Here is a 23,267-nt window from a genome sequence, read left to right on the forward strand (position 1 = left end):
GGGACAAACCCATGGGCGAACTCGCCATCCTTATTCCGATCCTCGGCGTGAGCATTCCGATCATAGCGATCTGGACGAGCCACCAGCGAAAGATGGCGGAAATGCGCATTGGCGCGACAGCGGAGGAAACCGCCGAACGCGCAGCGCAATACGCCAGCAAGGTGCAACAACTGGAAGATCGGGTGCAGGTGCTCGAACGCATCGTGACCGATCGTGGCTATGACATCGCCACCCAGATCGAGGCGCTTCGCGACACCCGCTCGGTCGAGCAGGTAGACAGCGGCGTTCCGATCTCCTTCGGCAAGCAGGAGAACGTCTGATGGAATTCATCATCTGGATCGTCGGCATCAGCACCGTTGGCTGGCTGGTGAACAACTGGATCCGCGCCAAGCACGGCTACTCGCTGGAAGACGAATGGGGCGGCAAGTCCGAAAAGGCAGACAACGCGCTCAATGATCGCCTCGCGCAGCAAAATGCGCAGCTCCTCGCCACGATGGAAAAGATGCAGGATCGCATGGTCGTGCTCGAACGCATCGTCACCGACAAGGGCTACCGCGTGGCCGAGGAAATCGAGGCTTTGCGCGATGTTCCCCCGCCCGCCCGCTCGGATAGCGGCACGCCGCTCAACTTCGGACAGAAGGATACCGTATAATGCAGGCAAGTGATTTTCTCCCCTATCTCGGCTGGATCGTGGCGGGGGCTTTTACCCTTGGCGCGGCGGGTATCCTGACTTCGTTCCAGATCACCCGGATGAAGATCAAGAACGGCTATCCACTCGAAGGAATGTGGGGCCAGTCTTTGAAGCCGGGCGCAACGCAGGAGAACGCCCACCGGGTGACGCTGCTGACGCAGGAAAATGCTGAACTGCGTGCCGAACTCGGCTCGATGAAAGACCGGCTCGCCAATGTGGAGCGGATCGTGACCGATAGCGGATACCACCTGACGCACGAGATCGAGAGCCTGCGCGGCAAGCAGGGGGCGAACTGATGGAACCGAACCTGATCCTGATTTTCGGCTTCGTGACGGTCGCCCTGCTGGTCGTGATGACCGGCGTGTATTTCTTCATGAAGGCCGAAGCCACGCACAAGGAACGCAGGCTGGAGCTGCAAGCGCGGATCGAGGAAGCCAAGGCGCAGCAACAACTGACCGCGAATGTCAGCATGGAAAACTGGGAAGACCGGCTGCGCGTGGTCGAACGCATTGTCACCGACCCTTCAGCCAATCTGGCGCGCGAGATCGAGGATCTGCACCGGCTGGAAGCCAAACCGGAGAATGCCCGATGAGCTTTCCCGCTGCACTCGTCCTGATCGTCCTTATCATCGGCGTGTGTAGCGTGATGATGGAGCGCACGCGCAACAGGACCTTACAGGGCCGCTCGCTGGAGGAACAAGAGCGCCGCGCGCTCGAAGCCGAACGCGACGATGCCCGGCAGGAACTCGACCAGATCAAGGAGCGGGTCAAAGTGCTCGAACGCATCGCCACTGATCCCGCGCGCCGCACCGCCGAGGAAATCGAGAAGCTGCGCGACGAATAGCCGCGCAAAAACCGGGACGCACTGCAAGACCCGCTTAGGGCAAGACTCGCTTAGGGGAGACTGAGACAATGATGGATGCTGACCTGCTGATTGCCGCCACCGCGCTGCTCGCGCTGGCCATCATGACCGCCGCTGTCCTCACCGCATGGCAGGGCTGGCTGGCGCTGAAAAACCGCGAGCTGGAAATGCGCCGCCTCCCGCCGGAAATGGAAAACGGCAGCGCCGAAGGCATGGCGCGCATCGAAATCGCCGACCTCAAGGAACGCATCCGCAAGCTGGAAGCGATTGCCAGCGGCGTCGATATCTAGCGCCTGTTTCACTGCGTTGGGAAGTGGTGCCCGGGGGCGGATTCGAACCACCGACACGACGATTTTCAATCGTCTGCTCTACCCCTGAGCTACCCAGGCATTCACGGGATGCGAGCCGCCATCGCGTTGCTCGCCATCAAGGGAAGCGCGCCTATGGCGAAGCCCGCCGCGCTTGGCAAGGGGGTAATCTATTCTTCCCGCGCAATATCTTCGGGCGGCACCGGATTGCCGGGGACAGCATAGCTATCGCTGAACCACGCGGCCAAGTCCTTGTCGCGGCACCGCTGCGAACAGAAGGGCGTAAACTCCTCGCTGCGGGGCTTTTTGCAGATGGGGCAGGGCTTGCTGGTCATAGTGGCACGAGCTGGGCGTGGGGTGCTTCGAGTGCAAGAGCGGGATCGGTCTCTATCCGCACCTGCTTGCCGGTGCGGCGGGACAGTTCGACCATCCAATCCTCTTTCAGCTTCGCTTTGAGCGCGGGATGCACGCGCAGGAGCAGCGTGGCGCCCTGCCCACTTGCCTGCTCGGCCACCCGCAACGCATAGCGCGCGCACATTCCGGTGCGCGACAGGGCGAAGCGGTGGAGCAGCGAAGGCCCTTCGAGCCGCGCGACGATCTGCACGAAGCCGAAGCCGTTCATGGCGGTGCGCTCATGCGGCCAGTCGTCGAGCGCCGCAGCGAGCGCGTGATCGACCTCGGCGCGCTCGGCCTTAGTTTGCAGCGTGGGGAAGTCGATCCCGATTGAGCCGCCGATGGCGAACCAGCGCAACGCCTGTGCAATCGCAGGAATGGCGGCCAGCGCCAGCGCCTTGCCGCGCAAATCGCCGTCGATGTCGATCACCGTCATGGCCGGGGTCACGCTGCACAGGATTTCGCCGCCGGGAAAGGCGATGCTGCCCGCAGAAGCCGCGTGCCACAACTCTTCCCACAGCCCTGCCGGAAAAGCGTGCACTTCGCGCATTGGCTCGCGCTCGCTCGGCTGCGCATCGGCGGCGGCTATCCGCCCCTGCGCCCGCTTCAAACGCCCGCGCTCGGCAATGGGCGCGCGGGTCAGTTCGACCAAGATCGTGCTGCCCTCGGTGCAATCGCGCGGCAGTTTGTCGAGCAGCACTTCGAACCCGGCATCGGCCAGCGCGGTGCCGCGCGATGATCCGGCGCTGCGGGAAACGAGCTTGGCCGGATAAAGCGCGCCCGCCTTTGGCGTTCCGGCAAGATGGTGTCGGGCCGCGAGAACGCGGTCATTGGCGACCAGCAGCGCACGCTCCTCGCCAATGCCGCGTTCGAGCAGCCACTCAGCCAAGCGCAAACCCCGCCGCCTTCAGCAGCAGCCTCGTCTCGTAGAGCGGCAGACCGATCACACCCGAATGGCTGCCCTGTATCCACGGGATCAGCGCCTCGGCCATGCCTTGAATGGCATATCCGCCCGCTTTGCCGTGCCACTCGCCGCTGGCGATATAGGCGTCGATCTCTTGCACAGAGAGGCGCTTGAATTTCAGCTGGGTTTCGGAAAGCCGCTCGCGCACCGAACCATCGGGCGCAGCGAGCGCGATAGCAGATAATACGCGGTGCCGCCTGCCCGAGAGCAGCTCCAGGCACTTGCGCGCGGTGGCCTCGTCCTCGGCCTTGGGCAGGATGCGCCGTCCGCACGCAACCACCGTGTCCCCCGCCAGCACGTAAGAGCCATCGCCCTGCACCGCCGCCGCCTTCTCCCGCGCCATGCGTTCCGCATAGGCGCGCGGAAGCTCGGCCTTCAAAGGCGTCTCGTCGATATCGGCTGGAGCAATCGCGTCCGGCTCTACCCCCAGCCGCGCGAGCAATTCGCGCCGACGCGGGCTGGCAGAAGCGAGGATCAGCGTGGGGCCGGGCTTATCCATGCCCGCCGCACTTACCCGGTAAAGCCGGGAGGCCCGCTGCGGCCCGGCATAAAGCGATAGGTGATGCGCGCCTTGGTGAGATCATACGGCGTCAGCTCGCACAGTACCTCGTCGCCCACCAGCACGCGGATACGGTTCTTGCGCATACGTCCGGCGGTATGGCCCAGCACTTCGTGGCCGTTTTCGAGCTCTACCCGGAACATCGCGTTGGGCAGCAGCTCCACCACCTTGCCGCGCATTTCGAGGAGTTCTTCTTTAGCCATTCAGTGTCAAAGTCCTTTGCGGGTCGGTATCAAAAGCGTTGGGGGCGCATAGCCGCGCCATGGAGAAAAGGGAAGAGCGCCCGTTGATCGCGCGCCGGAGCGCCCCGCCTGTGGCGCAAATGCCGCAATATCATTGCGACATTTTGATACTTTGGAGCCGATTGCCGTTTCGTGCGTTAGGCGGCAAAGGATGGTCTGCAAAAGCGGGCCGAGGCTCCGTGTTTCTCAAGGAAAAACTGTGCGAACCAACACCTATTGCAGCCTTGCGGCTATCGCGGCTGCGCTGGTTTTTCAACCTCTGGTCTCCGCCACTGCCATCGCGCAGGACCAGGAACCGACAACGCCTGAGGGGCCGGACCCGGCCTTGTCAGAAGACGATATGAACACGATCATCGTCAATGGGGCGCGGCTGATCGGACGGGTGGACGCCCCGCAGCCGCCCATTCTGGAGCTGAACGAAGACGATATTGCTGCCTATGGCGTCGGCTCGATTGCCGAATTGCTGCAACAGCTTGGCCCCGAAATCACCAGCGGCCGGGGGCGCGGTGGCGGCGGAGGGCAGCCGGTTATCCTCGTCAACGGCATCCGCGTCGGCTCTTTCCGCGAACTGGCCAGCTATCCGCCCGAAGCGATCGAGCGGTTCGAGGTGTTTACCGAGGAGGTCGCCCAGCGCTTCGGCTATTCCGCCGACCAGCGGGTGGTGAACATCATCCTCAAGGACAATTACCAGAGCTTTGAGGTCGAAGGCGAATACAGCCAGCCCTGGGCCGGCGGGTTCTCCGAACAGGAGGTGCAGGGAACCTATCTGCGCATCGACGGCACGGCGCGACTGAACTTCAATGCCGAATGGAACAACACAACCCCGCTGACCGAAGCCGAGCGCGGGGTAGTCCAGACGACCAGCAGCGCGCCGCTGGTGGCAGGTGATCCCGATCCTGCGGCGTTCCGCAGCCTTGTGGGCGAATCCACCGGATACGAGCTGACCGCCAACTGGAACAACGCCATCTCCGACACGGGCACGGTGCTCAGCCTCAATGCGACCTATGAGCGCGATGACAGCCTGCGCCTGCAAGGGCTGGACAGCGTGCTGCTCACCGGCCCCGCTCCGGACAATGAAACCCGTTTCCGCAGCTTCAACGCGATCGATCCGCTGGCCGTAGACCGGCGAACCGACAGCTATTCCACCGCCGCCACGCTCAACACCAATCTGGGTGACTGGCAGGTGACGGGAACGGTCGATGCGACGCTTGCCGATGCGCGCACACAGACGCAGGCGCGCATCGACACCACTGCGCTCGTCACCGCAGCGGCGGCAGGGACGCTCGATCTGGAGGCGGATCTGGGGATGTTCCCCGATGCAGGCTTCGATCAGGCCGACAGCCAGACCTATACGGTCAACGCGCTCGCCACCGCGCGGGGCAACCCGCTGTATATTCCCGGCGGCGATGTGTCGGCCACGCTGGTTGCGGGCTATCGCGCCAACGGGATCGACAGCACCGACACGCGCAATCCGGGTTTCGATACCGATCTCAGCCGCAGCCGCTACCAGGCGGGGCTCAACCTGGGCATTCCGATCACCAGCCGTGACGAGGATTTCGGCGGGGCGCTGGGCGATATTTCGCTCAATCTGAACGGCAATGTTTACGAACAGTCCGACTTCGGCACCTTCACCGATTGGTCTGCCGGGATCACGTGGGGCATTTTCGGCGACATTACCCTGTCCGCGACCTATCTGGAGCGCGAGACGTCCCCGTCACTCACCCAGCTCGGCACGCCGACTATCGAGACGCCCAATGTGCCGGTGTTCGACTTCGCCAATAACGAAACGGTGCTGGCGACCGTCCGCACCGGCGGCAATGCCGATTTGCTGGTGCAGCGGGAGACCGACTGGAAGTTCGGCATCCAGTGGAGCCTGCCCTTCGTCGATCGCGGCAGTCTGCAAATCGAATATTTCGACAACAGCTCGCGCAATGTCAGCAGCGGTTTTCCGGTGCTAACGCCGGAGATCGAGGCCGCCTTCCCTGACCGGGTAGAGCGCGATGTGAGCGGAACGCTTACCCTGCTTGACGAACGCTTTGTCAGCTTCGCGCGGCAGGATGCGCAGCGCATCCGCGTCGGGCTGAATATGGGCGGCCAGTTTGGCGGTGGTGACGGTCAAGGTGGCGGCCAAGGCGGCCCTCCCGGCGGTGCCCCCGCTGGCGGCCCGCCGCCCGGCGCAGGACAAGGCGGCGCTCCCGGAGCAGGGCAGGGCGCAGGTCGTCCCAATGCCGAGCAATTCGCAGCCATGCGCCAGCGCTTCTGCGAGGCCGATCCTGCCGATCTGGTGACCCAGTTCAATGCCGTGCTCGAAGCCCAGCAAAATGGCACCGAGCCCCCGCTGGACGAGCAGGGCAACCCGATCACCATTCCGCCGCAAATGCTGCAAAGGCTGGTGGGCGAAGATGGCCGCATCAGCGCCGACCGGATTACGATGGCGCGCCAGTTCATCTGCACCACCGATGGCGCGCAACCCGCAGCCGGAGGTCGTCCGGGTGGCGGACAGCAGGCAGGTGCTGGTGGCGGCAGGCCCGGTGGCGGCGGTGGCCGTGGCGGCTTTGGCCGGGGCGGTTTCCCCTTCGGCGGCAACAATGACGGCCCGCCTGTTGCCCGCTGGTTCGCCAATCTCAACTACACCTACGAAATCGACAACACCGTGCTGATCGCGCCCGGATTGCCGGAGCTCGATCTGCTGGCAGGCGATGCGCTGTCCGGCGGCGGGCAGCCGCGCCACTCGGCCCAGTGGCGCAGCGGGATTTTTTACGACGGATACGGGATGTTCCTGACCGCCAATTACACCGGAGAATCGGAAATTCGCGGGTCCGGACAGGCGGGCAGCACCGATCTTTTCTTCGACGATTTCGCCACGCTGGATATTCGCACCTTCTTCGATCTCGGCCAGCGTGATTCCTGGGTCGAGGCGGTGCCGTTCCTGCGGAATGTTCGCGTCGGGTTCGATATCGAGAACATTTTCGACAGCCGCCAGCGCGTGTTGGACAGCAATGGCGATACGCCCCTGCGCTATCAGCCCTTCCTGCTCGATCCGCGCGGCCGGTCGTTCGAGCTGGAATTCCGTAAGCTGTTCTAGGCCGTAAACTCATAGATCACACCTCCGAGGCGCCGGAATGACGAACATATCGGGCGAAAGCGCGCGCCGGGAAGGCTGTCTGCCTTTCCAAGCGTGTTTTCGTTCGAGATGGAAGTCATTCCGGCGTCCCGTAGGGATTTGACCAAAATGGCCCATCACCGCGTCACAAAGGCTTGAAAGACCGCCGGTATTACTGCGCCTTTGCTCCTCGTGCTGGGCCATTTTGCTTCAAACCTCGGAGGTGGGATCTATGAGTTTACGGCCTAGGCTTGAGGGGAGCGTGCTCCCCTCCTATGTCCCGCCCCATGCGAACACTCGATGACATTTACGAAGAATACGACTTCCTCGAAGGCGATGAACGCTATCGCCTGCTCATCGAGTTGGGGCGCGAATTGGAAGAGATGCCCGGCGCGCTGAAGACCGACGCCACGCTGGTGCGCGGGTGTTCGGCGCAGGTGTGGGTCTATCCCACCGGAGAAGACAAAGCGCTGCACTTCCTTGCCGACAGCAACGCGGCCATAACCAAGGGCATCGTCGCGCTGGTGATCGCCGCCGTGCAGGACAGGCCCGCTGCGGAAGTCGCCGCGATGGATGTTTCTGCCGCCCTCTCCCGCTTCAACCTCACCGCGCAACTCAGTTCCAACCGCACGCAAGGTGTGCCCAATATGATCGCATTGGTGCAAGAACACGCCGCGCGCATCGCTGCCGGATAGGCAAGCGGGCACAAATCTGCGTATCGTGAGTTAGCGTTTGACAGCGGGGTGGTCCGGGCCTTGCGATTTGGCAACGGGGACACAGATGCGCGAACATGAATTGAGACGGCGGGTTGTATCGGAAATGCACCTGCGCCGCTGGCCGCCTTTGCAGGTGCCAGGCAAAATCCTGCAATGGGTGCTGGTGGTCGACAAGGAAGAGCGTGACACCGAGATCGACTATCTCGACAAGGTGCTGCCCGCGCCCACCGACAATCCCAACGCCTCGCACCGCTCAGGGCTCTTCTCCGAAGGCGTACACATTGCGTGGGAACGACATAGCGAAGGCAGCAGCCTGACGATCTTTGCTGCCGGCACCGATCCCGATGTCAGCGCGGCGGTGGATTGGGCGCAGTGGCTGCCCGGCCGCATCGTGCGCGCCACCAATCTGACGATGGTGCGGGACGAGCGTGCGGCCATGCGCCGCCTGCCGAAAATGAGCTTCAAGCCCGAAGAAACCGTCTCCTGCATGATTGGCGGGAAGGCGCGGCTCTGGGCCGATTTCCGTCTGCAAGGGGACGGGTTCGGGCATCTTCTGATCGCCAGCAACGGCATGGATACGCAGGACTTCACCCGTACCGTGCAGCGCCTGCAAGACCTTGGCAATTATCGCAACAAGGCACTGCTCGGCCTGCCCGAAGCGCAGGCGAACTGGCCGCGGCTTGATGCCATCGAGGAAGACCTCGCCAAGCTGGCAGACCGGCTATGCGCCAATCACGGGCGCGACGATGATCTGATGGAGGAGCTGTCTGCTCTCTCGCTGGAACTCACCACCGTCGCCACGCTCACCGGCTACCGGATGAGCGCGACGCGCGCCTACGCGCAGCTGGTGCAGGAACGGCTGGAGGAATTGCAGGTGGAGGCGATCGAGGGCTACGCCTCGCTCAACACCTTCACCAAGCGCCGCTTCCAGCCCGCCGTGCGGTTCTGCGAAGCACTGGTGGTGCGCGAAGAGCAATTGTCCGAACGCGCCGACCGCTTGGGCAGCCTGCTGCGCGCGCGGATCGACACGCGGATCGAGAACCAGAATGCAGAACTGATGCGCAGCATGGATCGCTCCAGCCGCCTGCAATTGCGCTTGCAGCAATTGGTGGAAGGCCTCTCGGTCGTTGCGCTCAGCTATTACCTGCTCGGCCTGGTCAAATGGGGGCTGGAGGGGATTCCCGGCGTCGATGTGAAAACAGTCATCGCTGTGCTGGTGGTGCCGACCGTGCTCGTGATCTGGGGCGGACTGCGGCTTGCCAAGCGGCAATTGCTCGACGAAGCGCCCGACTAGAGCGGTTTTCGCGCCATGACGAACGTGCCGCCATCGTGCGGCAGTTTCCATGTGCCGGAGATTTCGGTGCCCTCGGCATTGATCATGCCGGAATATTCGACCGCGTTCCTATATTGCTCGCTGGCGTGCAGATAGGTCTTGGTGAACCGCACCGTTTGGCCTGATAGCGTGCCTTCGATCTCCGCCTTCACGGTGCCGCCATGCGCGACATTATCTTCCATGATCAGGCCCGAAATGGCTCCGTCCATCTGGATGATCTTGGCTTTGAACGGAAAGTCCCCGGCATCGGCGGAGGAGGTGTATTGAAAGGCGCCTTCCCACAGTCCGCGAATGTCGATGGGGTCGGGCAAAGGCTGCGCTCTCAGCTTCCGGCGCTCTCGCGCACCACGGCAATGCCCGCTTCGCGTTGGCGGCGCAGCTCGGCCTTGAGCTTGGCGGGATCGCGGGCGAAGAGGAAGCCGAAGCTCACCCCGCCTTCCTTGCCGATGGTGGCGTGATGCAGCTTGTGCGCCTGCACCAGCCGCTTGGCGTAGCCCTTCTTGGGCACCCATTTGAAATAGCGTTGGTGCACCAGCCCGTCGTGAATCAGCGTATAGATAATGCCATAGCCAAGAATGCCGACGCCAATCCATGTCGCATTGGGCCAGGCATATTCGCCCATCGCCACCGGCCAGCCCCACATGAAGCACGAAATGCTCATGATCGCGCCAACAACTCCGTATAAGTCATTCTTTTCGAGGAGATTGTCATGCGGCTCGTGATGGTCGCGGTGCCAGCCCCAGCCCCAACCATGCATGATATATTTGTGGCTCGACCACGCGACCATTTCCATGGCCAGAATGGTCACAATGACGATCAGAACGGGGACGAGAATGCTCATAGGGTGGTCTATAATCCCGTCACGCCGCGGCGCAAAGGCCGACGTTAGTCGTCGGTAAACCGCTTCTGCGCCTTGGGCAGGCCGAAATGCGTTTCCGCCACTTCGCGGTCAATCCGTGCAGGGCGCAGCGTTTCGCTATCAAGGCAGCACCACATGGACTGCACTTCCACGATCACATCCTCGCCGCGCTTGATGACGGTGTTGTAGAAACTGCGCGCACCGGCGATCTTCTCCAGCACGGTTTCGGCAATCACTTCGTCATTGAGGAAAGCCGGGCGGCGGAAGGTCATTTCGTGCTTCAGCGCGACCCACGCCTTGCTCGCCACTTCCTCTGCCGGAGCCAGCTTCTGCCAATGTGCCAGCACCACATCCTGCACCCAGTTGAGGTAGCGCGAATTGTTCACGTGCCCCATAAAGTCGATATCTTCGGGAACGATGCGGATCGGAATGGAAAATGGCTTGGCTGACATAGGTGTAAACTAGGCGGTAAATCCTAAAATTCCAAGACAGAGCCGCGCGCAAACCGGCGAATTTTTGCGATGCATCAAATTCGCAACAATCTTGCGTGAACATCGCCCAAAACTTTCTTGTCAGCGCGCGGCGAGAGGCCTAGCTCGGCCCGATGGCCAGCAAACCGTTTACGCTCTACGAAAAGATTTGGAACGCGCACGTTGTTGAACGGCGCGATGATGGCACCTGTCTGGTGTTTATTGACCGGCATCTGGTGCACGAAGTCACCAGCCCGCAGGCGTTCGAGGCGTTGCGCATTGCAGGGCGCAAAGTGCGCCGCCCCGATCTGACGCTTGCCGTGCCCGACCACAACGTGCCGACAACCGCGCGGGTGGATGCAAGCGGCGCGCACATCCCCATCACCGATCCGGAAAGCGCGCAGCAGCTCGCCGCGCTGGAGAAAAACGTCGCCGATTTTGGCATCCGCTATTTCAACGCCACCGCGCGCGAACAGGGCATTGTCCATGTCGTCGGGCCGGAACAGGGCTTCTCGCTGCCGGGCGCAACCATTGTGTGCGGGGACAGCCACACCGCCTGCCATGGCGGCATCGGCGCGCTCGCTTTCGGCATCGGCACCAGCGAAGTCGAGCACGTGCTGGCGACGCAGACGCTCCTGCTCAAGCCGTCCAAAACCATGGAAATCCGTGTCGAGGGCGAACTCGGCCCCGGCGTGACGCCCAAGGATCTGATCCTGCACATTATCGGCGTCATCGGCACGGCGGGCGGCACCGGCCATGTGATCGAATATCGCGGGCGTGTGTTCGAGGAAATGAGCGTCGAAGGCCGTCTGACGGTCGCCAATATGAGCATCGAAGGCGGCGCGCGCGCGGGCCTGATCGCGCCCGATGAAACGACTTTCGCCTATCTCAAAGGCCGCCCGCTCGCGCCGCAGGGCGAGGAATGGGAGCGGGCCGTCACCTATTGGCGCACGCTCGCCACCGATCCGGGCGCGCGGTTCGACAAATCGGTGACGATCCTTGCCCGCGATATCGAGCCGACCGTGACATGGGGCACCAGCCCCGAAGACACGGTGGCGATTGGCGGGGTTGTCCCCTCGCCCGAGAGTTTCGCTGACCCTTCCAAGCAGGAGGCCGCAAGAAAGAGCCTCGACTATATGGGCCTCACCCCCGGCACCCCGATGCGCGAGGTGGAGGTGCAGAACGTCTTTATCGGCTCCTGCACCAACAGCCGCATCGAGGATTTGCGCGCCGCCGCCGCCGTGCTGCGCGGTCGCAAAAAGGCGGACGGGGTGAAATGGGCGATTGTGGTGCCGGGCTCGGGCCTCGTCAAAGCGCAGGCCGAGGCCGAGGGGCTCGACCGGATTTTTACCGAGGCGGGGCTTGAATGGCGCGAGCCGGGCTGCTCCGCCTGCCTCGGCATGAACCCCGACAAAGTGCCGCCGGGCGAACGCTGCGCTTCCACCAGCAACCGCAATTTCGTCGGTCGCCAAGGGCCGGGAAGCCGCACCCATCTGGTCAGCCCCGCCATGGCCGCCGCCGCCGCTGTCACCGGCAAGTTGACCGATGTGCGCGAGCTGACAGGCTGATCTTGAAACCAAGGCCAAACAGGCGCATTTCAGCTTTATGACAGACAAGACCAAGAAGGCCGCCATCGCTGCGGCAGGTGCCATCGGTTCAGCGGCGATTGCTGCGGCGCTGCTCTATGCGAACAAGCGCAGGAAGAAGAACGAGCCAACCCAGCCCGGCCCGATCCCGAGCGGCGAGAAGCCCGAGACCGACTGATGGAAAAGCTGCGCGCTGTGGAAGGCCGGGCGATTCCGTTCGGCCGCAAGAATGTCGATACCGACCTCATCATCCCCGCGCGCTGGCTGAAGACGATCAGCCGCGAGGGTCTGGGAGCAGGCGCGTTCGAAGCGGTGCGTGCGGATGATCCAGCGAACGTGTTCGACAATCCCGAATATACAGGCGCTCCGATCCTGATTGCGGGCGACAATTTCGGCTGCGGATCCAGCCGCGAACACGCCGCCTGGGCGTTGCTCGACATGGGCGTGCGCGCGGTGATCGCGCCGAGTTTCTCGGACATTTTTGCAGGCAACGCCTTTAAGAACGGCATCCTGACCGTCGCATTGCCGCAAGAGGCGGTGGACCGCCTGCTCGAAGTCGCCACAACCGATCCGATCAGCATCGATCTGGAAGCGCAGACCGTCACCACGCCGTTCCAGGATCGCTTCACTTTCGAAATCGATTCGTTCCGCAAGCATTGCCTGCTCGAAGGGCTCGACGAAGTCGGCCTGACACTGGCGCGCGGCGATGCGATCAGCGCCTACGAAGCGACACAGGCAAAGCACCGCCCGTGGCTGGCGCGCGGAACAGGTGTTGCGGGCTAGGCCTGCACCCCCTATTCCGATTGCCCTGAGCTTGTCGAAGGGCTGTCCTTCTTTTCGACGCAAGTTAAGAAGAAAGAACAGTCCTTCGACAAGCTCAGGACATCCGGATTTCTAGAGGAAACGCTTTACCATGACCGATTTCAAAGACCGCGAACGCGCCGAAGAAGCCAAATATGCGATGGACGAAGAAACCGCGTTCAAAATCGCCGCGCGCCGGAACCGGCTGCTGGGTGAATGGGCCGCTGCTCTGATGAGCCTGACGCCCGAAGAAACCGAAGCCTACAAGAAGGCCGTCGTGCAGGCCGATTTCGAGGAAGCGGGCGATGAAGATGTCATCCGCAAGGTGCTGGGTGATCTGACACAGGCGGGCACCGAGATTGACGAAGCCACTGTGCGCGCCAAGCTCGAAGAAATGATGATCGAGGCCAAGCGCCAGTTTATGGCGCAAGGCTAAGTCCATGCCCATGCCCGCAGCCGATATCGCGGCGCTGATCAAGGCCGCCCTTCCCGACGCGACGATCGAGATGGAAGCGCTCGCCAATGATAACGACCACTGGCTCGCCCGCGTGACCTCGGCCGAGTTCGCGGGCAAGAGCCGGGTGCAGCAGCACAAGATGGTGTTTGCCGCATTGGGAGAGCGCATGGGCGGGGAACTGCACGCCTTGCAACTCCACACCAGCGTTCCCAACTGATCTGCAACAGTTAACCAACCGGGTGGGACCAGTGACCGATTTGAACACCGAAACCAAAGATCGCCTGACGGGAATCGTCAACAGCGCCGATGTCGTGCTTTTCATGAAAGGCACCCCGCTTTTCCCGCAATGCGGCTTCTCCAACCGCGCCGTGGCGATCCTCGACCATTGCAATGTCGCCTTCGAAAGCGTCGACGTGTTGCAGGACATGGAAGTACGGCAGGGCATCAAGGCCTTCTCCGACTGGCCGACCATTCCGCAACTCTATGTCAAAGGCGAATTCGTCGGCGGCAGCGACATTATGATGGAAATGTTCGAAGCGGGCGAATTGCAGGCACTGCTGGACGAAAAGCAGGTTGCCAAGGCTGAGGGTTGAGATCTCTGCTCAGGTTTGAGCAAGGTCTACCCTCATAATCCCCGCTCACCCTGAGCTTGTCGAAGGGTCGTCCTTTCTTTTGACCGGGCGCGAGTTCAAAGTGAAAAGCGGTCCTTCGACAAGCTCAGGACGAGCGGATCGGGCACGCTGACGGGATTTTCATGCGCACCCTTTACATCACAGCTGCCCTGGCATTTGCCGCCCCCACCACCCTCGCGGCGCAGGACTTTTCCGCCCAAGAAGCCGCGCAGCGCACCGCTGACGAGATGCTCGCAGTGCAGCAAGCGACCGCGATTGCGCAACGGCAGTTTTCCGGCATGGTTTCCGGCAATATCGGCTCCAGCTATCAGGGCGCGATTGCGTTGCCCGGCGCGCAGGATGGCGAATGGCTTGCGATCATTGTGGGCCGACGCGGCGACGGGCCGGATGCCGAATATGTCGCGCTGGCCGAATACGAGATTATTGGCGGCGCGCTGGTGTCCGAAGTGATCCACTTATCAGGCGATGCTCCGCTCTTGGACGGCGTCGTGTCCGCCATGGCGCAGGCACGCAGTTTTGCCCCGCGCGCGGTGTTGGCAACGGGCGCGGCATTGTGCGTGGACGAGGGATCGAACGGATCGGTCAACCTATCCACCATCGTCCTGCCCCCGCGCGAGGATGCGAGCTTCGATGCCTATGTCCTCAACGGCCCGATCGAGGAGGGCGCGGTACCATTGGGCAAGCATTGGCGTGTGTCGTTCGACGAATTCGGCATCAGCGGCGATCCGGAACTGCTCACCGATACCTGCGAAGTGGTGACGTGGACGGACACAACGCCCGGTCTCGAATTCCTGATCCATATCACCGAACATTCGGGCACCGCGCCCTCGCCTGTGCACATCTTCCTCTCGACCCTCGTGCCGATGGAACTGGGCGTGGTGACAGGCGAGGTGCTTTGGCCGATAGAAGACGGAACGCTGGGCGCGCCAACCGGATTGCCGGAGGCGGCGCGCGATCTGCCGGAGTAGGAAACGCCATGTGCAACCTCTACAAAATGTCCAAATCGGCGGACGAGGTTGCGCGGTTTTTCTCCGACATCGCACAGGATATGCGCGTTTCACCCGGCGGGAATGCGCCGGAAATGATCTATCCCGGCTATCCCGGCATGGTGCTGGCCGAAAACACGGTGCAGCCCATGGTGTGGGGCTTCCCGCTCCAGCGCAAGGGCGCGAAGGGGCAGCCGCTAAAGCCCAAGCCGGTCAACAATGCCCGCACCGACAAGCTCGGCAGCAGTTTCTGGAAGCCGAGCTTCGAAGCGCGCCGTTGCCTGATCCCCGTCAGCGCCTTTGCCGAGGCCGAAGGGCCGACGGGCGGCAAAACCCGCACCTGGTTTTCTCCTGCAGAAGCGGAGCTGTTCGCCATCGCCGGCTTCTGGCGCGAGACGGCAGAATGGGGCCGCGGCTACACGATGCTGATGACACAGGCGAATGCGACGGTTCGCGGCGTGCACGACCGGATGCCTGTGATCCTCGCACCCGACAACTGGCAGACGTACCTCACCGGTGAGCCGCGCGACGCCTATGCCTTATGCGTGCCCTATGCAGGCACGATGCGGAAAGATGCCACGGACGAACCTTGGGCGGGCAGGCGCTGATTTCGTTGTAAGGGAGAAGTCGGGGAGGCGGGACCGGGAGACAGGCTTGAGAGCCCTGGCAGTCCCGCCTCTATCGAAGACTTGGGTATCGCAACTGATATTGCACACAGCGTGCCAGTTTGCGCGAAGCCCGGTTTCCTGCGGGAGACGATGGTTGGCGAGAGGTTAACGGGGTATCGCGGTGTAAAAAACATCGACACGCCGGAAAAGGTTGCACCGCACGAAGTTCCCTGCATGATAGCGCTATCATGAATCGGGAGAGATAGAGTGAGACCCATCAAGCCAGTACTATCTGTTGCGACCTGCGCACTTCTTGCTGCCTGCGCAACCGCCCCCATGCAGGACGGCGATCCGCGCTATATCGCCCAACCGTTGACCGATGAGATCTATACGGCTGACCCTTCGGCGCGCGTTTGGGATGATGGCCGCATCTACATTTATGCCAGTCACGACGAGGAAGTGCCGCAAGAGCTTTATGGTACAGCCGATGCCTTTGACATGCGCGACTATCAGGTGCTGTCTATGGATCGGCCCGGTGGGCCTGTTACCGTTCATTCACCCGCTCTCGATGTCGCGCAAGTGCCGTGGGCAGAGCGCCAGATGTGGGCACCCGATGCCGCCTTTCGCAATGGTACCTATTACCTGTATTTCCCCGCAAAGGATGCAGAGGGCATTTTCCGCATCGGCGTGGCGACTTCGCAATCGCCCACGGGCCCGTTCACCCCGCAAGCAGAACCCATTGCCGGCAGCTATTCGATCGATCCCGGCATTTTGCGCGACCGTGACGGAGAACATTACATGTATCTGGGCGGCATCTGGGGCGGCCAGCTACAACGTTGGCAGGACGGCACCTACGATGCTGACGGGGCCGAGAATGACCCGACACCGCCCGGCGACCCGGCAATTGCCCCGATGGTCGCGCGGATGGCGCCCGACATGCTGCAATTCGCAGAGCCTTTGCGCCCGGTCCGGATTCTCGACGAGAATGGTGACCCGCTGGTTGCCGGCGACCTTGATCGTCGCTTCTTTGAAGGCGCGTGGGTATTCCGGCGCGGTGACACCTACTATCTTACGTACTCGACTGGTGAGACGCACTATCTCGTCTACGCAACAGGCGATTCGCCATACGGTCCGTTCACCTATCGTGGCCGCATTCTCGAACCGGTAGAGGGGTGGACGACCCATCACTCGATCACAGAGATCGACGGTCAGTGGTGGCTGTTCTACCACGATACCCAGCTATCGGGGCTGACCCATTTGCGAAATGTAAAGATGACGCCGCTCACCTTCCGGGAGGATGGGAGCATTGAGACGATCAATCCGATGACGGACGTCGAATAGCGGCTGCAAGATTACTTTTGGCTATCAACATCGGGAGGCAGGCCAAAAGCCTGCCTTTTCCCGTTTGGCGCGCCCGGCAGGACTCGAACCTGCTGCCTCAAGATTAGAAGTCTCGCGCTCTATCCAGATGAGCTACGGGCGCGCGCTGCCTGCCCGAATAGCGATGTTTGCGGCCCACGCAAATGGGGATACACAGGCGCGATGAGCGAGCATCCCCAACAAACCGTCAGGCAACTCGAAGGCGACGCGCTGCGCAGCGCCTCCTTCCGCTATTTCCCCTATGTGATGGCGGCCTTCGTTGCGATCCTGCTGCTCAGCAATATCATCGGCGCGGCCAAGCCGAGCTATGTCACGCTGCCGGGTGGCACGCAGTGGGCGTTTGGTGCGGGCGTATTGTTCTTCCCGATCAGCTACATCATCGGCGATGTGCTGACCGAGGTGTATGGCTACGCCAATGCCCGCCGCGTGATCTGGACGGGGTTTGTTGCGCTCATCTTCATGGCGTTCATGGCGTGGGTCGTCGTCGCGCTGCCGCCGGCCGAGGGCTGGCCGGGGCAGGAGGCTTACGAATTCGTCTTCGGCAACAGCTGGCGCATCGTGCTCGCCAGCATCGTCGCCTTCTGGGCGGGGGAATTTGCCAATTCCATCGTCATGGCGAAGATGAAGATCTGGACGAAGGGGAAGATGCTGTGGAGCCGCACAATCGGTTCAACCTTTGTCGGCCAGGGCATTGACAGCCTGATTTTCTATCCGCTGGCCTTTTACGGGCTGGCCGGGTGGCCCATCGAACAATTGTGGCAGGTCGTGCTGTCGCAGTGGCTCATCAAGACGGGGTGGGAAGCGCTCCTCACCCCGGTGACCTATCAGGTGGTCGGTTTCCTCAAGCGCCGCGAGGGCGTGGAGGTGTTCGATACCGACACCGATTTCTCGCCCTTCGGCGGCAGCGGCGCTGGCCGTTGAGCGCGCGCGCTCAGTTGGCCAGCAACCAGATCAGCAAGTAGATCAGGATGAAGCTGCCTACACCGGCAACCGCACCGATGGCGAAGACGATGCGCACGATCAGCGGATCGACATTGAAGTAGTTGGCGAGCCCGCCGCACACGCCGGCGATTTTCGCATTCCCCTTGTCGAGGCGGAAGCCGGCCGGGCGGTTGCCGTTCGAATTCTGGATATTGCTCACATCAGCACCTGTGAAATCGTGGTTGCAGTCGGATTAGCGAAGCTGCTGACGAAAAGCGTCGCAGTCAAGGCCAGCGCGCCAAAGATGGCGGCGATGCGGCTGGAAACGGTCTGGGTCATTGTATTGCGTCCTTCGTGTTGGTCAGGTCAGACGAGCGTGCCGGGGGTGGCGAAGCTGCTGACAAAGAGCGTTGCGGTCATGGCGAAAGCGCCGACGATGGCAAAAACGCGGGCGGTGAAGTCATTGGTGTTGGTCATGGTAAAATCTCCTGTTGGATGGGGTTGTTGGTGTGAAGTTAGGCAATCAGCGTCAGGACGCCGGGCGAAGCGGGGTTGGCAAAGCTGCTGATGAACAGCGTGGCAGAGATAACAACCGCGCCAAGTGCGGCACCGATTTTGCCGAGAATGTCGTTCGAGTTGCTCATGGTCTATTTCCTATTCTGAGAGACTGTTGGTCTGTTGCGTCCCATGCCGCCTACTTTGCAGAGGGTGTGCCAAACTGAAAAAATCCCAGAATTCTGCCATTCTCGTTCATCGATCAGACAGTTTACATTCTGTTACTCCCCATTCATCGGGAATTAATCCCAACAATTGGGATTGCGCTTTCCGGTGGCACGCAGCCACGCGCTGCAATAGGGGTGGCGCAGACCTATGGCGCTCGACCGCATCACCCTTTCCCGCTTCCGCAACCATGCCGAAACCCGGCTGGAAGGCGCGCGGGCGATCAATTTGCTGGTGGGGGAAAACGGCGCGGGGAAGACCAATGTGCTGGAAGCGCTCTCGCTCTTTGCGCCGGGTCGCGGAATGCGGCGGGCCGCGCTGGCAGATATGGCGGGCCTTGGCGGTGACGGGGCATTTGCCGTCAGTTGCCAGCTCGATACCGGCGATGGCGGGGAGCCGGTGCGGCTCGGCACCGGAATCCAGACCGCGCGCCCCGGAAGGCGGATCGTGCAGGTCAATGGCGCGGAAGCGAGCGCGGTCAGCCTGGGCGAATGGCTTGGCCTTGGCTGGCTGACCCCGGCGATGGACCGTCTGTTTATGGACAGCGCGGGCACGCGGCGGCGCTATCTTGACCGGCTGGCGGTGGCGCTGGAGCCGGGCCATGCCCGCTATGCCAGCCGCTACGAAGCCGCTTTGCGCGAACGCAACAAGCTGCTCTCCGCCGATTATGCCCCCGATCCGGCATGGCTGGATTCGGTCGAAGCGCAACTCGCCACCGAAGGCGCAGGGCTGGCGCAGGGCCGCGCGCGGCTGGTGCAGGCGCTGACGAAGGAATTGCAGGCGCTGCCGCCCGAACCCTTCGCGCGCCCTGCCCTCACCTATGTTCCCGGCGGCGCGCTGGAGGCGGCGGAACTGCGCCAGCAATTTGCCGACAACCGCCCGCGCGAACGCGCCGCGCAGCGCACACTCACCGGCCCGCACCGCGATGAATTGCAGGTGGTGATGGATGCCAAAGCCATGCCCGCTGGCGAATGTTCTACGGGTGAGCAAAAGGCGATGCTGATCGCCATCACGCTCGCCCATGCGGCGCTGGCTGCGCGCGGGCGGCCCAGCCTGCTGCTGATGGACGAAGTGGCCGCGCATCTCGATCCCGTAAGGCGCGAGGCGCTGTTCGAGCGGCTGCGCCATTGCGGTGCACAGGTCTGGCTGACCGGCACCGAAGCCGCGCCGTTCGAGGGGATATTGGAGGAAGCCGCCGTCTGGCGCGTGGCGGGCGGTCAGGTGGAGCGACTGTCGTGAGCATGATCTACGGCGTGATGGCGCGCGGTTCGCAAGGCGTGCCGCCCGACTGGATCGCCGCCATGGCCGACCGCGCGGCGCGCTGGCCGGCCGACTATTGCGACAGCGACACAGCGCCCACCGCGCATATCGCCATCCGCGAACGCTCGGCCTATGCGGGCGCACCGCGGCAGGGCTTTGCCCGCAATACGGCACACGTGCTACTGTTCGACGGGCGGCTGGATAACCGTGCGGAACTGGCGGGCGCATTGGGTGCAGGCGAAGCAAGCGATGCCGAATTCGCGCTCGCGGCGCTGGAGCGATGGGGTGAGCCGTTTGCGCAGCATCTGATGGGCGACTTTGCTATCGCCGCGTGCGATGCCGCTGGGCAGCGGATGATGCTTGCCCGCGATGCGATGGGTATTCGTCCGCTCTTCCTCGCGGAAACGGCGGATTTCCTCGCCTTCGCCAGCAATATGGACGTGCTGCTCGCGCTGCCATGGGTCGACCGGACACCCGACACCTTCTGGCTGGTCGATTACCTTGAAAAGCTGAAGAGTGACGAACCCAGCACTTTCTATCGCGGGATACATATCGTGTCGCCCGCGCATACGGCCACGATCACGCCGAACACGAGCAGCCGGACGCGCCACTGGTCGCCCCCGCCGGTCGATGCGATGCTCGACATTACTCTTGGGGAAGCGGTGGCGGAGTATAGCCGCTTGTTTGACCAAGCGGTGGCCTGCCGCTTGCCCGCAAATGGCCCGGCGGCCTGCGAACTGAGCGGCGGGCTCGATTCGACCGCTATCGCCGCAACCGCCGCGCCCATGCTGGCGGGGCGCGGCAAGTGCCTGCTCACGCTGTCCCACGTGGTTGATCCTGCGGCGCCAATGTTGCGCCATGTTGTCGACGAGCGGGAGGAGATCACCGCGCTGCTCGGAGAGATGCCGCCGGTAGAGCATCACTGGCTCGACACACCGCCGCCCTCGCACCTTGCGCAGCTCGCGGAGACGGTTGCGCGGCATGGCGGGCCGCAGCGCCGCGATTTTGCCGCCGCGCAGCCGCGCGTGGCTGCAATCATGCGTGCCAATGATTGCCGCGTGCTGTTTTCCGGCCATGGCGGCGATCAATGCGCGACATCGAACGGGGCAGGCCTCGCGCAGAGCCTCGCCGAAGCAGGGGTGTGGGACGGATTGCGGCCAATCGTCGATTCCCGCAGCTTCTGGCTCTGGCGTTTCGGTTGGGGCCGCGCTGTGCTGCGCCGCCGCGCCTTGGGCAGGCTGCGCGAGTGGGCGCGGCAAGCGCCGCGCTTCATCTCGCCGGACGTCATCTCCGATGCTGACCTGCTGGCGCGCCGCCTCGCCTTTCCGCTGCGCCCGGCATGGGGCACGATCGCCGAGCGCGAGCGCGCCGTCATCACCAGCCCGCATATTGCCGAACGCACACAGGATTGCGCCGTGGGCAGCGGGCCGGACGGGTTTTCTCATGTCTATCCAATGCTCGACCAGCGGCTGGTCGAATTTTGCCTGCGTGTGCCCGATCATCTGAAGCGCACGTCTGCGCAAAGGCGCGTGCTGATCCGCGCTGCAATGGCGGGCCGCCTGCCCGACGGCATCCGCCTGCGCGACAACAAATCGGGCGCGATCCTGCCGGTGGCGATGAGCAGCTTTTATGCCGACATTCCTGCTTTCCGCGCCCTCTTCGCCCGGCATCGGAACAATCCGCAGATCACCGGTTTAGTCGATTTGCAACGTATCGATTCGGCGCTCGAAACCTATGCTGCCAAGGGTGCGTTCGAAGGCGGGCCGAAGGAGCAGCAAATCCGCCGGGCGGCGCAGCTCTGTTTGCTGGCGGAACAGCAAGTATCGTGGGGGAAAACGGCCACATTACCCGCCCCAAGCCAAGAAACTTAGGCGGACCGCTATCGCCGCATTGACACAGATGTAACAAACTGGCAGCGAGCCAGTCACATTCGATTGGGGGATAGCCAATATGACCAAGCAGACCAAAACCGAAGCGAAGCGCGTGTGGGAAGCCCCCACTTTGACCGTGGTGGCCATGACCAGCGATGTGCTGGGTTCTATCGCCATGAGCACGGACGAAGATTTCACCGGCGTTCCCTCGTAAGGCAGATTTTGGCCATGCGGAGCGGCACGCCCCGCCCTGCCCAGCATAGAACGGCTCCGGAAAACCGGGGCCGTTTGCATTTGGCCACGACATACTAAGGCGAAAATGCCGCATTATCGCGTTCATGGCATGACGGTTGCGAGCGATTTGCCGCTGCCTCCTTTGTTGGCCGAAAGTGATTTGACTGAGCACGCTGCGGCTGATGTGCAGATCATCGCGGGCGACGTGCCGGAGCATCTGCCGACTGCCGAAATCACCCGCGAACACTATCAAGCCGCCCCCGCCGCCGTGCTGATGCGCGCGCCGGATGTGGGGCAGATGCATATCACCGGCGGCAACCGCATTACCTACCGACTGGATGCAGGCGAGCGCGCAACCGATTTCGCCGCGCATCTCCTCGGCAGCGGTTGCGCGATCATCCACCAGCAGCGCGGCAATGTGGTGCTGCACGGGGCGAGCCTGTGCCGCGACGGGCTGGCGTTTCTGGTGTGCGGCGTATCGGGCGTGGGCAAGTCCACACTCGCGGCGCATGTGCTGGAAGCGGGCGGGCAGACACTGGGCGACGATGTCTGCCATATTGGCGATGCGCCGGGTTTCCTTGCCCATCCCGGCCCGCCTTCGACCAAGCTGGCGAGCGATGCGCTGCAAACGCTGGCCAGCTACCGAGGTCTCCCGCAGCACGGCCTCTGCCCCAGCGGCAAGACGATCCTCAGCACGGCAGACCGTTTCACCGCCACTCCGCACCCGCTTGGCGGGATCATCATGCTCGACTGGGCATTTGAGCACGAAGCCGTCACCGCAACGCGGCTTGCGCCCGGCGAAGCGATTGCGGCCCTGCGCGAAAACACCTTCCGCAAACGCTGCATCACCAGCGATATTGCGCAGACGCTGTTTTCCAAATGGAGCGCACTTGCGCAAAGCGTGCCGATCTGGCGGATTACCCGCCCCGAAGGGCGTGACACACAGGCGGAAATCGTCGAGATTGCCAGCGGTTTGCTCGCACAGATGCAACGCCAACCGGCTTTGGGGGGAATGAAGTGACACAGGCCAAGGAAATGCAGCAGATCTTTGCACCGGCAGACGATGTGCTGATGTCGGATGCGGGCGAGCTGAAAGTGCTGATGTCGATGCAGCAGGGGCATTTCGTGGAATTGAACGCCACCGGCAGGGCGATCTGGGAGCGGCTCGACGGCATGGCCACGCTCGCCGCCATCGCTGCGGACTTGCAGGACGTTTACGACATTCCGCCAGAGCAGTGCGAGGCCGAAGTGTTAGAATTTGTCGGCAATCTGCGCGAGCATCGCCTCGTCGAACCCCGCGACTGATCGCTGT

Annotated in this window: 34 protein-coding genes and 2 tRNA genes; 24 read left to right on the forward strand and 12 right to left on the reverse strand. The window is 62.7% G+C overall.

Features of this window, described 5'->3' with window-relative positions; translation table 11 throughout:
- Positions 1-11 precede the first annotated feature (11 nt).
- The 6 genes from GC121_RS00395 to GC121_RS00420 all read left to right on the forward strand — a co-directional run bounded on the left by GC121_RS00395 (position 12) and on the right by GC121_RS00420 (position 1,842).
- Complete coding sequence (locus GC121_RS00395) at positions 12-320, forward strand: hypothetical protein (protein WP_151972044.1); 309 nt, start codon at positions 12-14, stop codon at positions 318-320.
- Complete coding sequence (locus GC121_RS00400) at positions 320-652, forward strand: hypothetical protein (protein ID WP_151972046.1); 333 nt, start codon at positions 320-322, stop codon at positions 650-652. The genes GC121_RS00395 and GC121_RS00400 overlap by 1 nt, the downstream gene beginning before the upstream one ends.
- Positions 652-987: a hypothetical protein gene (locus GC121_RS00405; protein WP_151972048.1), complete on the forward strand. Its 336-nt coding sequence runs from the start codon at positions 652-654 to the stop codon at positions 985-987. The genes GC121_RS00400 and GC121_RS00405 overlap by 1 nt, the downstream gene beginning before the upstream one ends.
- Positions 987-1,283, forward strand: a complete 297-nt coding sequence (locus GC121_RS00410; RefSeq protein ID WP_151972050.1) for a hypothetical protein — start codon at positions 987-989, stop codon at positions 1,281-1,283. Before GC121_RS00405 ends, GC121_RS00410 begins: the two co-directional genes overlap by 1 nt.
- Positions 1,280-1,534: a hypothetical protein gene (locus tag GC121_RS00415; RefSeq protein ID WP_151972052.1), complete on the forward strand. Its 255-nt coding sequence runs from the start codon at positions 1,280-1,282 to the stop codon at positions 1,532-1,534. The genes GC121_RS00410 and GC121_RS00415 overlap by 4 nt, the downstream gene beginning before the upstream one ends.
- 68 nt (positions 1,535-1,602) lie before the next feature.
- On the forward strand, positions 1,603-1,842 hold the full coding sequence (locus GC121_RS00420; RefSeq protein WP_151972054.1) for a hypothetical protein: 240 nt from the start codon (positions 1,603-1,605) through the stop codon (positions 1,840-1,842).
- A gap of 24 nt (positions 1,843-1,866) precedes the next feature.
- On the opposite strand, the gene GC121_RS00425 is transcribed toward GC121_RS00420, so the two are convergent.
- The 5 genes from GC121_RS00425 to infA all read right to left on the reverse strand — a co-directional run bounded on the left by GC121_RS00425 (position 1,867) and on the right by infA (position 3,979).
- A tRNA-Phe gene (locus tag GC121_RS00425) sits at positions 1,867-1,941 on the reverse strand.
- 89 nt (positions 1,942-2,030) lie between these two features.
- On the reverse strand, positions 2,031-2,195 hold the full coding sequence (locus tag GC121_RS00430; RefSeq protein ID WP_151972056.1) for a DNA gyrase inhibitor YacG: 165 nt from the start codon (positions 2,193-2,195) through the stop codon (positions 2,031-2,033).
- Positions 2,192-3,142, reverse strand: a complete 951-nt coding sequence (locus GC121_RS00435) for a ribonuclease (protein WP_151972058.1) — start codon at positions 3,140-3,142, stop codon at positions 2,192-2,194. The genes GC121_RS00430 and GC121_RS00435 overlap by 4 nt, the downstream gene beginning before the upstream one ends.
- On the reverse strand, positions 3,135-3,716 hold the full coding sequence (locus GC121_RS00440; protein ID WP_151972060.1) for a nucleoside triphosphate pyrophosphatase: 582 nt from the start codon (positions 3,714-3,716) through the stop codon (positions 3,135-3,137). The genes GC121_RS00435 and GC121_RS00440 overlap by 8 nt, the downstream gene beginning before the upstream one ends.
- An 11-nt stretch (positions 3,717-3,727) precedes the next feature.
- Complete coding sequence (gene infA, locus GC121_RS00445) at positions 3,728-3,979, reverse strand: translation initiation factor IF-1 (protein WP_151972062.1); 252 nt, start codon at positions 3,977-3,979, stop codon at positions 3,728-3,730.
- Between the two features lie 238 nt (positions 3,980-4,217).
- On the opposite strand from infA, the gene GC121_RS00450 reads away from it, so the two are divergent.
- The 3 genes from GC121_RS00450 (at position 4,218) to GC121_RS00460 (ending at position 9,131) form a co-directional block, all read left to right on the forward strand.
- A complete protein-coding gene (locus GC121_RS00450) occupies positions 4,218-7,103 on the forward strand; it encodes a TonB-dependent receptor plug domain-containing protein (RefSeq protein WP_199857686.1) in 2,886 nt (961 codons plus the stop codon).
- Between the two features lie 305 nt (positions 7,104-7,408).
- Positions 7,409-7,816 carry a SufE family protein gene (locus GC121_RS00455; RefSeq protein WP_151972066.1) on the forward strand — a complete coding sequence of 136 codons (408 nt, stop codon included), beginning with the start codon at positions 7,409-7,411 and terminating at the stop codon, positions 7,814-7,816.
- Between the two features lie 85 nt (positions 7,817-7,901).
- Positions 7,902-9,131 (forward strand): DUF3422 domain-containing protein, encoded by a 1,230-nt coding sequence (locus GC121_RS00460; protein WP_151972068.1) that lies wholly within the window; start codon positions 7,902-7,904, stop codon positions 9,129-9,131.
- Here GC121_RS00460 and GC121_RS00465 read toward each other — a convergent pair.
- Genes GC121_RS00465 through GC121_RS00475 form a run of 3 tightly spaced genes read right to left on the reverse strand, consistent with a single transcriptional unit; the run spans position 9,128 to position 10,481 of the window.
- On the reverse strand, positions 9,128-9,481 hold the full coding sequence (locus tag GC121_RS00465) for a hypothetical protein (RefSeq protein WP_151972070.1): 354 nt from the start codon (positions 9,479-9,481) through the stop codon (positions 9,128-9,130). The genes GC121_RS00460 and GC121_RS00465 overlap by 4 nt on opposite strands.
- An 11-nt stretch (positions 9,482-9,492) precedes the next feature.
- Entirely contained in the window at positions 9,493-10,011 is a 519-nt protein-coding gene (locus GC121_RS00470; protein WP_151972072.1) for a sterol desaturase family protein, read from the reverse strand.
- Positions 10,012-10,055: 44 nt separating this feature from the next.
- Complete coding sequence (locus GC121_RS00475) at positions 10,056-10,481, reverse strand: thioesterase family protein (protein ID WP_151972074.1); 426 nt, start codon at positions 10,479-10,481, stop codon at positions 10,056-10,058.
- Positions 10,482-10,633: 152 nt separating this feature from the next.
- Between GC121_RS00475 and leuC the strand changes: the two genes are divergently transcribed.
- The 9 genes from leuC (at position 10,634) to GC121_RS00520 (ending at position 16,910) form a co-directional block, all read left to right on the forward strand.
- The gene (gene leuC, locus GC121_RS00480; protein WP_151972076.1) at positions 10,634-12,067 is read left to right on the forward strand and encodes a 3-isopropylmalate dehydratase large subunit; all 1,434 of its coding nucleotides are present in this window, start codon (positions 10,634-10,636) and stop codon (positions 12,065-12,067) included.
- 37 nt (positions 12,068-12,104) lie between these two features.
- On the forward strand, positions 12,105-12,263 hold the full coding sequence (locus GC121_RS00485) for an isopropylmalate isomerase (protein WP_151972078.1): 159 nt from the start codon (positions 12,105-12,107) through the stop codon (positions 12,261-12,263).
- A complete protein-coding gene (gene leuD / locus GC121_RS00490; RefSeq protein WP_151972080.1) occupies positions 12,263-12,868 on the forward strand; it encodes a 3-isopropylmalate dehydratase small subunit in 606 nt (201 codons plus the stop codon). Before GC121_RS00485 ends, leuD begins: the two co-directional genes overlap by 1 nt.
- Positions 12,869-12,998: 130 nt before the next feature.
- Positions 12,999-13,322, forward strand: coding sequence for a DUF1476 domain-containing protein (locus GC121_RS00495; RefSeq protein WP_151972082.1), 324 nt, complete (start codon positions 12,999-13,001; stop codon positions 13,320-13,322).
- 4 nt (positions 13,323-13,326) lie between these two features.
- The gene (locus GC121_RS00500) at positions 13,327-13,560 is read left to right on the forward strand and encodes a BolA/IbaG family iron-sulfur metabolism protein (RefSeq protein WP_151972084.1); all 234 of its coding nucleotides are present in this window, start codon (positions 13,327-13,329) and stop codon (positions 13,558-13,560) included.
- A 40-nt stretch (positions 13,561-13,600) separates the two neighbouring features.
- A complete protein-coding gene (grxD, locus tag GC121_RS00505; protein ID WP_370513758.1) occupies positions 13,601-13,936 on the forward strand; it encodes a Grx4 family monothiol glutaredoxin in 336 nt (111 codons plus the stop codon).
- A gap of 161 nt (positions 13,937-14,097) precedes the next feature.
- On the forward strand, positions 14,098-14,943 hold the full coding sequence (locus GC121_RS00510) for a hypothetical protein (protein WP_151972088.1): 846 nt from the start codon (positions 14,098-14,100) through the stop codon (positions 14,941-14,943).
- An 8-nt stretch (positions 14,944-14,951) separates the two neighbouring features.
- Positions 14,952-15,569 (forward strand): SOS response-associated peptidase, encoded by a 618-nt coding sequence (locus tag GC121_RS00515; RefSeq protein ID WP_151972090.1) that lies wholly within the window; start codon positions 14,952-14,954, stop codon positions 15,567-15,569.
- A gap of 336 nt (positions 15,570-15,905) precedes the next feature.
- Positions 15,906-16,910 (forward strand): glycoside hydrolase family 43 protein, encoded by a 1,005-nt coding sequence (locus tag GC121_RS00520; RefSeq protein WP_151972092.1) that lies wholly within the window; start codon positions 15,906-15,908, stop codon positions 16,908-16,910.
- Positions 16,911-16,975: 65 nt separating this feature from the next.
- Here the strand turns inward: GC121_RS00520 and GC121_RS00525 are convergent.
- Positions 16,976-17,052: transfer RNA gene (locus tag GC121_RS00525), tRNA-Arg, on the reverse strand.
- A gap of 59 nt (positions 17,053-17,111) precedes the next feature.
- On the opposite strand from GC121_RS00525, the gene GC121_RS00530 reads away from it, so the two are divergent.
- The gene (locus GC121_RS00530) at positions 17,112-17,870 is read left to right on the forward strand and encodes a queuosine precursor transporter (RefSeq protein ID WP_151972094.1); all 759 of its coding nucleotides are present in this window, start codon (positions 17,112-17,114) and stop codon (positions 17,868-17,870) included.
- A 10-nt stretch (positions 17,871-17,880) separates the two neighbouring features.
- Here GC121_RS00530 and GC121_RS00535 read toward each other — a convergent pair whose 3' ends face one another.
- From GC121_RS00535 to GC121_RS15750, 3 genes are all read right to left on the reverse strand, one after another.
- Complete coding sequence (locus GC121_RS00535) at positions 17,881-18,090, reverse strand: PspC domain-containing protein (RefSeq protein ID WP_151972096.1); 210 nt, start codon at positions 18,088-18,090, stop codon at positions 17,881-17,883.
- Positions 18,087-18,209, reverse strand: coding sequence for a hypothetical protein (locus tag GC121_RS15745; protein ID WP_255478870.1), 123 nt, complete (start codon positions 18,207-18,209; stop codon positions 18,087-18,089). The genes GC121_RS00535 and GC121_RS15745 overlap by 4 nt, the downstream gene beginning before the upstream one ends.
- A 176-nt stretch (positions 18,210-18,385) precedes the next feature.
- Complete coding sequence (locus GC121_RS15750; RefSeq protein WP_255478871.1) at positions 18,386-18,514, reverse strand: hypothetical protein; 129 nt, start codon at positions 18,512-18,514, stop codon at positions 18,386-18,388.
- A gap of 226 nt (positions 18,515-18,740) precedes the next feature.
- Between GC121_RS15750 and recF the strand changes: the two genes are divergently transcribed.
- The 5 genes from recF (at position 18,741) to GC121_RS00555 (ending at position 23,260) form a co-directional block, all read left to right on the forward strand.
- Positions 18,741-19,829, forward strand: a complete 1,089-nt coding sequence (gene recF / locus GC121_RS00540) for a DNA replication/repair protein RecF (RefSeq protein WP_151972098.1) — start codon at positions 18,741-18,743, stop codon at positions 19,827-19,829.
- Between the two features lie 2 nt (positions 19,830-19,831).
- Entirely contained in the window at positions 19,832-21,721 is a 1,890-nt protein-coding gene (locus tag GC121_RS00545; protein WP_234421295.1) for an asparagine synthetase B, read from the forward strand.
- A 79-nt stretch (positions 21,722-21,800) separates the two neighbouring features.
- Positions 21,801-21,935, forward strand: a complete 135-nt coding sequence (locus tag GC121_RS15755) for a hypothetical protein (protein WP_255478872.1) — start codon at positions 21,801-21,803, stop codon at positions 21,933-21,935.
- Between the two features lie 180 nt (positions 21,936-22,115).
- Entirely contained in the window at positions 22,116-22,976 is an 861-nt protein-coding gene (locus GC121_RS00550; RefSeq protein WP_151972102.1) for a hypothetical protein, read from the forward strand.
- The gene (locus GC121_RS00555) at positions 22,973-23,260 is read left to right on the forward strand and encodes a PqqD family protein (RefSeq protein WP_151972104.1); all 288 of its coding nucleotides are present in this window, start codon (positions 22,973-22,975) and stop codon (positions 23,258-23,260) included. The genes GC121_RS00550 and GC121_RS00555 overlap by 4 nt, the downstream gene beginning before the upstream one ends.
- Positions 23,261-23,267: the final 7 nt, after the last annotated feature.

Source organism: Erythrobacter sp. EC-HK427 (assembly GCF_902498745.1).
In the GTDB taxonomy this organism is placed as follows: Bacteria; Pseudomonadota; Alphaproteobacteria; order Sphingomonadales; family Sphingomonadaceae; genus Alteraurantiacibacter.